Origin of the sequence: Robertkochia flava, from assembly GCF_020166515.1 — a bacterium.
GTDB lineage: Bacteria > Bacteroidota > Bacteroidia > Flavobacteriales > Flavobacteriaceae > Robertkochia > Robertkochia flava.
Window position 1 is genome coordinate 231,578 of sequence record NZ_JAINZT010000007.1, and the last position, 7,384, is coordinate 238,961.

7 protein-coding genes are annotated in these 7,384 nt (G+C 43.4%); 6 read left to right on the forward strand and 1 reads right to left on the reverse strand.

Annotation, left to right across the window (positions count from 1 at the left end; translation table 11 throughout):
* Positions 1-8 precede the first annotated feature (8 nt).
* Positions 9-698, reverse strand: a complete 690-nt coding sequence (locus K7R11_RS12240; protein ID WP_224491031.1) for a LytR/AlgR family response regulator transcription factor — start codon at positions 696-698, stop codon at positions 9-11.
* A 210-nt stretch (positions 699-908) separates the two neighbouring features.
* Between K7R11_RS12240 and rpsF the strand changes: the two genes are divergently transcribed.
* The 6 genes from rpsF to hisS all read left to right on the forward strand — a co-directional run bounded on the left by rpsF (position 909) and on the right by hisS (position 7,256).
* Positions 909-1,247 carry a 30S ribosomal protein S6 gene (gene rpsF / locus K7R11_RS12245; RefSeq protein WP_224491032.1) on the forward strand — a complete coding sequence of 113 codons (339 nt, stop codon included), beginning with the start codon at positions 909-911 and terminating at the stop codon, positions 1,245-1,247.
* Between the two features lies 1 nt (position 1,248).
* Positions 1,249-1,548 (forward strand): 30S ribosomal protein S18, encoded by a 300-nt coding sequence (gene rpsR / locus K7R11_RS12250; protein WP_224491204.1) that lies wholly within the window; start codon positions 1,249-1,251, stop codon positions 1,546-1,548.
* A 13-nt stretch (positions 1,549-1,561) separates the two neighbouring features.
* Complete coding sequence (gene rplI / locus K7R11_RS12255; protein ID WP_224491033.1) at positions 1,562-2,017, forward strand: 50S ribosomal protein L9; 456 nt, start codon at positions 1,562-1,564, stop codon at positions 2,015-2,017.
* A 102-nt stretch (positions 2,018-2,119) separates the two neighbouring features.
* Positions 2,120-5,308: a TonB-dependent receptor gene (locus K7R11_RS12260; RefSeq protein ID WP_224491034.1), complete on the forward strand. Its 3,189-nt coding sequence runs from the start codon at positions 2,120-2,122 to the stop codon at positions 5,306-5,308.
* Between the two features lie 65 nt (positions 5,309-5,373).
* Positions 5,374-5,844 carry a DUF6495 family protein gene (locus K7R11_RS12265; protein ID WP_224491035.1) on the forward strand — a complete coding sequence of 157 codons (471 nt, stop codon included), beginning with the start codon at positions 5,374-5,376 and terminating at the stop codon, positions 5,842-5,844.
* Between the two features lie 44 nt (positions 5,845-5,888).
* A complete protein-coding gene (hisS, locus tag K7R11_RS12270; protein WP_224491036.1) occupies positions 5,889-7,256 on the forward strand; it encodes a histidine--tRNA ligase in 1,368 nt (455 codons plus the stop codon).
* Positions 7,257-7,384 lie beyond the last annotated feature (128 nt).

The window sequence follows — 7,384 nt, forward strand, 5'->3', positions numbered from 1 at the left end:
AAAGATTTTTAATTGCTTAAAGCATCCGCCAATTCTTGCTTTTTGTTGCGGCTTAAGGGGATCTTCTTTCCATTCACTTCCACCGTCTTGGAATTAAATTTCTCCACCTTGTCCAGATTCACAATATAAGATTTGTGAATCCTGAGAAATCGGTCCGCGGGAAGTTCTTTTTCAAAAGACTTCATGGTAGACAGGATCACGATATTGGCCTCGTCGGTTACCAGTTTAATGTAGTCGCCAAGGGCCTCTACCCAATTGATCTCATTTAAAAACACCTTACGCTTTTTGAGGTTGCTTTTTACAAAGATGTGTTCGTCGTCTTCCTTGGAAGCCACTTTCAGTTTGTGCTTCTCCTGGGCCCGTTTTACAGCGGCGTCAAACCTGTCTTGAGTGATGGGTTTGTGAAGATAATCAGTTACATCGTAGTCAAAAGCTCTTAAAGCGTAATCTTTACTACCGGTAATTAAAATTACCTGTGGTGGGTCACTTAATGACTCCAGGAGATCGAACCCGCTAACAACGGGCATCTCGATATCCAAGAATATCAGCTCAACCTTTTGATTCTTGAGACCGTTCTTGGCTTCAATGGCGTTGCTGTACTCAGCAACTAGGTTTAGCATAGGGTGGTTTCTGATTAACCGGGCCACAGACATTCTTTGGATACTTGAGTCGTCGACAATAATACAATTCATTCTCATTTTTCTCAGGTAAGTGGTTGGGTTTATGAACACTACAATGTTAATGAAAAATAAAAAGCGCTGCAAACAAAAAGTTGTGAAATGATATAATGTAGTGGAAAAGAGGTTGAAAAACCCTAAAAATGAAGAAGTAATCCCAAAGTATTTGTTATTATCATATTTAGTGTTAATTTTGCACCCTTGAAAAAATAAATTTTAATACGTAAAACAATGAATCATTACGAAACTGTTTTCATTCTTAATCCCGTTTTATCTGAGACCCAGGTAAAGGAAACAGTTAAGAAGTTCGAAGATTTCTTAAACTCTAAGGGGGCAGAATTTGTAGCTAAAGAAGATTGGGGGCTGAAGAAACTGGCTTACCCTATCCAGAACAAAAAAAGTGGTTTTTACCATCTTTTTGAATTCACAGTGGCCGGAGAGGCTATTGAACCATTCGAGTTGGAGTTCAGACGTGACGAGCGTATCATGCGTTACCTGACCGTAAAACTGGACAAGCACGCTATCGAGTGGGCAGAGAAAAGAAGAAAGAAACTAAAAGAAAAAGCTTAACATTATGTCATCTATAGAGCAACAAGCTAAAGGAAAAAAAGATGGTGAGATCAGATATCTGACCCCTCTTAATATAGAAACCTCAAAGACTAAGAAGTACTGCCGTTTTAAAAAGGCCGGGATCAAATATATCGATTATAAAGATCCGGATTACCTGATGAAATTCGTAAACGAGCAGGGGAAAATCCTTCCAAGAAGACTTACCGGAACTTCTTTGAAATACCAGAGAAAAGTTTCGACTGCTATTAAAAGAGCACGTCACCTGGCACTTATGCCATATGTTGGAGATTTATTAAAATAAAAAACAGCAAACCATGGAGCTAATATTAAAGAAAGACGTAGAGAACTTAGGGTTCAAAGACGATGTGGTAACTGTTAAGAACGGTTACGGACGAAACTATCTTATTCCTCAGGGTTTTGCTGATTTGGCTACTCCATCTGCCAAAAAGGTACTTGCAGAGAACCTGAAGCAAAGAGCTTTTAAAGAGAAAAAGATCGTTGAGGATGCTCAGAAGCTTTCTGAGAAGCTGAACGAGCTGGAAGTTAAGATCACTGCAAAAGCAGGAACCGGAAACAAATTGTTTGGTTCTGTAAGTAACGCAGACCTTGCAGAAGCGATCAAAAAAGAATCTGATATCGATATCGAGAAGAAGTTTATCAGTATTTTCGGAGGTAACGTTAAAGTAGCAGGAAAATACAACGCGGTTATCCGTCTTCACAGAGAAGTAGTTGTTGATTTCCCTTTCGAAGTTATCGCTGAAGGAAACTAAAAATTAACTTTTTTTTAAAGATATTAAAGCCACTCTTGCGAGTGGCTTTTTTTATTGTACTTTTGCCGGCGTTAAACTCATGCTAAACTAATTCTATTCAAAATGAAGAGATTACTACTTTTGGCGTTCCTGCTTTTGGTGGGCGTCACAGGGTTCTCGCAGGTAACAACCTCCAACATTAAAGGTTTGGTTACCGATTCACAAAACGAGCCTTTACCGGGCGCCAGCGTTGTTGCGGTACACACCCCAACCGGCACCAATTACGGGGCTTCTACAAATTTTGACGGCCGATTTAACCTGCTCAACCTCAGAGTAGGTGGTCCTTACACTGTAACGGTATCCTATATCGGATTCCAGACTCAGGAAATTACAGATGTTTACCTGGAACTGGGTAAATCGACCACCATCGATGTTGTGCTTTCGGAAGACAGCCAGCAACTGGATGAGGTGGTTATTACCGGAGATCGTTCAGGACAGTTCGGATCAGACAGAACCGGAGCAGAAACCAGTGTGGGCCGAAGAGAGCTTACCAGGCTCCCGACCATCTCGAGATCGGCTCAGGATTTTACGCGTTTAGAGCCTACTGCAAGTGGGAACTCTTTTGGAGGTAGAAATGACCAGTATAACAATTTTTCCCTGGATGGTGCAATCTTCAACAATCCCTTCGGACTTGATGCTGCCACTCCTGGTGGTCAAACAGACGCACAGCCTATTTCACTCGATGCGATCGAGCAGATCCAGGTAGCCGTTGCTCCTTACGATGTTACCCTTTCCGGATTCACCGGAGCTTCGGTAAACGCTGTAACTAAAAGTGGTACCAACGATTTTTACGGTACGGTTTACGGGTTCTTCAGAAATGAGGACCTTACCGGTGGAAAGATCGAAGGAGAGAAGGTAGTTAAGCCTCAGCTCGAGCAGAATCAGTACGGGTTCAGTATCGGAGGACCGATCGTTAAAAATAAGGTATTCTTCTTCGCCAACTTTGAGCGTGACGTAAGAACCGATATCGGTACTGCAGGTTTTGCACCGAACAGAGGAACCGGAGCAATTAATGAATCAAGGGTTTCAGAATCTGACCTGATTGCTGTTCAGGATGCACTTTCCACGATCGTTATCGGTCAGGATGCCCAGGGTAACGATGTTTTTTATAACCCGGGACGTTATGAAGGATTTACCTATGGTGCAGAGTCTACCAAAGGAATCTTTAAGATCGACTGGAACATTAATGACAAGAACAGACTTGCCGTTATCTATAACTTCCTGAAGGCATCCAAAGAAAAACCAGCTCACCCGACAGCACTTGGTTTCCGTGGACCTAACACGAATACCCTTCAGTTTGAAAATGCAGGATATGAGATCAATAATAACATCCAGTCGGTTCAGGTGGAATTAAACTCTACCCTTTCTGATCAGGCTGTGAATAAACTACAGGTAGGATACACGCATTTCGATGATTTCAGAGATCCGCTATCTACACCTGCACCGAGTATCACCATCCAGGAAGATGGAAGTAACTACATCATCGCTGGTCATGAGCCGTTTTCTATCAATAACAGGCTCGATCAGAAGGTATTCCAAATTACAGATAACCTGAACTTCTTTGTGGGTGACCATACCTTTACCACTGGTTTCTCTTTTGAGAAATTTCAGTTTGACAACTCCTTTAACCTGGGAGCTTACGGAGCCGCAGGGGTATTCTTCCCTACCGCAGGTTCTGTAAATGATTTTCTTGCCCAGGTGGCCGATGGCAGCATGCAGGCGCAGTTTGATAATGCGATTAGTGTAGCGGCAAATTCTGAAGCCAACGGAACCGGAAATCCTGGTGGTTGGGCGCTTGCCGAGACCAACGTGGGACAAATGGCTTTCTACCTTCAGGACGAGTGGAATATGACTGATGATTTCAAGATCACTGCAGGTGTGCGTTTTGATAAGCCATTGTATTTTGATACCAAAACCAAGATTCAGGAGAATATAGACAGAAAGGGTGGAGCCGGAACCGGTACCTACCAGCCGGATATCGTTTATTTCGATCCTGAAACCGGAGCTGAGACTAACCTGAATTCCCTTCAATTGCCAAGCAACGACATCCTGATCTCTCCCAGATTAGGGTTCAACTGGGATGTAAAAGGTGATAATTCCTTTAAGGTACGGGGTGGATCCGGAGTATTTACCGGAAGATTCCCATTCGTATGGTTAGGAAACCAGGTACAGGGAGTTGACTTCTTCTTCTATCAGATCGTTGACCCTGACTTTAAATGGCCACAGGTATGGAGAAACAGCCTTGGAGCTGATTACCGATTCGATAACGGACTGGTACTTACCACAGATCTTTCTTATACAAAAGACCTGAATGCGGCCCATGTTCAGAACTGGGGGCTAAACACACCTTCAGGTAACCTGCAGGGTATCGATAACCGTCCGGTGTATGAGAACGCTGATAAGTCGCAGATCTTCGGAGGTCCTACAAATGCTTACGTATTTACCAACTCTGATAAGGGACGCATCTGGAATGCAACCTTTAAGGCACAGAAAAGTTTCGATAACGGATTGTATACAAGTCTTGCATATTCTTATTTGAATGCTAAGGATGTAAACTCTATCGAAGCTGAGATTACCGGGGATGCTTTTGCAGGAAACCCGGTTTCCGGAAATGCAAACAACGACGTTCTTGGATTTTCTAAGTACGGAGATACTCACAGAATCATAGGGGTAATTTCCAAGCAATTTACCTATGGAGGAGATCGTTGGGCGACCACTATCTCAGCCTTTGCCGAATATGCTCAGGGTGGAAGATTTAACTATACCTACGGAGGTGATATTAATAATGACGGGTCAAACTTTAACGACCTGCTTTATATTCCTACCGAAAGTGAGTTGGATCAGATGAACTTCAGCAGTGAAGAAGGGCGTAATGCATTTGAAGCTTATATCCAGCAGGACGATTATCTAAGTGAGAACCGCGGACAGTATGCAGAGCGTTATGCTGCTCTCGCTCCTTGGAGAAGTCGTTGGGATGTTAAGATCCTTCAGGATTACAACTTTAAGGTAGCCGGCGATAAGACCAACACTATTCAGTTGAGTCTTGATATTCTGAACTTCGGTAACCTGTTGAATTCGAACTGGGGTGTGGTACAGATCCCGAATAATATCCAACCGGTTTCTGTAAGCGTTGATGCAGATAATGTTCCGACATATGCATTCAACCCTTCACTATCTAACACCTTTAGTCCGCTGTCTGACGTTATTTCAAGATGGCAGGCTCAGATCGGTCTGAGATATATCTTCAACTAAGAGATTATTTATTTCATAAAGGAAGGCTATGCATTATGCATGGCCTTTCTTATTTTTGCACTCCTATGAAATACAGAAGGCTTACAAAAGAGCAATTGGAAGAACTCCACCGGGAATTTATCAATTTCCTGGCTACCCAGTCCATAACCGGGGAAGAGTGGAAAGAAATCAAGGCGAACAAACCGGAGGTGGCAGAGCAGGAACTTGATGTGTTCAGTGATCTCATCTGGGAAGGTGTATTAAACAAGGTGAAGTATATTGAGAACATCGCTGCCAGGCAGATGCATTTATTCTCGGTAGAAGAAAAGGAGATCAAACTGATTGCTATCCGGGTGAATAACCCCGATATTGACCTGACCACGACCCAGGGTTTTGAGTGGTTCAAAAAACACTATATGAGCGACCTGGTAGAGATTATGACGGCCGCTAAAAAATTCGGGGATGACCCTAACCAGGACAAATTCGAACTGATAGAAAAAGGGGGAGTGATCACCAAAGGTGAATTGTATAATTGGTTTGAAGAAATGCTTCCTTAAGCTTTCTTAGTAACTTGTCTAAAATATTTAAATCGACCACAGCCATGGCAAAAAAACCGGGTATTCCTAAAGGAACCAGAGACTTTACTCCGGAAGAGGTAAACAAAAGAAACTACATCATAGAAACCATTCGTGGGCAGTTCCAGCTCTATGGATTTCAACCTATTGAAACTCCAAGTTTCGAAAATTCTGAAACCTTACTGGGTAAGTACGGGGATGAAGGAGACCGATTGATTTTCAGAATCCTGAATTCCGGAGACTTTTTGAGAAAAGCCGGTGCGGAGGCCATCGAAAACAGAGACAGTAATTCGCTGGCAGCCCAGATCTCCGAAAAGGCCCTAAGGTATGATCTTACCGTACCTTTCGCCCGTTATGTGGTGATGCATCAGAACGAGATCGATCTCCCCTTTAAGAGGTATCAGATACAGCCGGTTTGGCGTGCAGACCGCCCGCAGAAAGGCAGATTCAGAGAATTTTACCAATGCGATGCCGATGTGGTGGGATCTGATTCCCTATGGCAGGAAGTGGAATTTGTGAAACTTTACGATGCCGTGTTTAATGAATTAAATCTCAAGGGAGTATCCATTAAGATCAATAACAGGAAGGTCCTGGCCGGACTGGCCGAGATCATAGGAGCTTCTGATAAACTCATAGACTTTACCGTGGCCCTCGATAAACTGGATAAGATCGGAGAAGAAGGGGTAAAGAATGAAATGCTGGAAAAGGGAATACATCAGGATGCCATAGATCGCATTCAACCCTTATTTGCCTTTCAGGGGAGCAATGAGGAACGTCTCGATCAGCTGGAAGCTATGTTGAAAGACTCGGTGGAAGGCATGAAAGGAGTGGAAGAACTCAGGTTTATAATTTCGAGGGTTGCCGGTTTAGGAACTAAAGCCTCCAGCCTGGAGGTAGATGTTACCCTTGCCCGGGGACTAAATTACTACACCGGAGCCATATTCGAGGTGGCAGCGCCTGAGGGCGTGGCTATGGGCTCTATTGGCGGTGGAGGACGTTACGACGACCTTACCGGAATTTTCGGACTCAAAGGTGTAAGCGGGGTCGGTATTTCTTTCGGACTCGATCGCATATATCTCGTTCTGGAGGAACTGGGGCTATTCCCCGAATCGGTGGTGGAACAAACCAAAGTGCTCATAATTAATTTCGGGGATGAAGAAGCCTATTACGGAATGAAACTTCTTGAAAGCCTTCGAGAACAGGGTATTAAGGCAGAGCTCTACCCGGATGCTGCTAAAATGAAAAAACAAATGAACTATGCCAATAAGCGCAATGTTCCTTATGTGATACTTGCCGGAACCCAGGAAATGAATGACGGTACCTACACCCTGAAGAACATGCGTACCGGAACGCAGGAAACCGTAAAAATGGATGCTATCCCGTACCTGGGATAAAACCGGTTTTTAGAAGAAGAATTTTAGACCTCCCTTTCCGGGGAGGTTTTTTTATTTAAGGGTTTTGTAAGATAAAACATTATTGCATTCAGAAATTAGTTAGTCTTCTTATACTTAAAGTATTACAA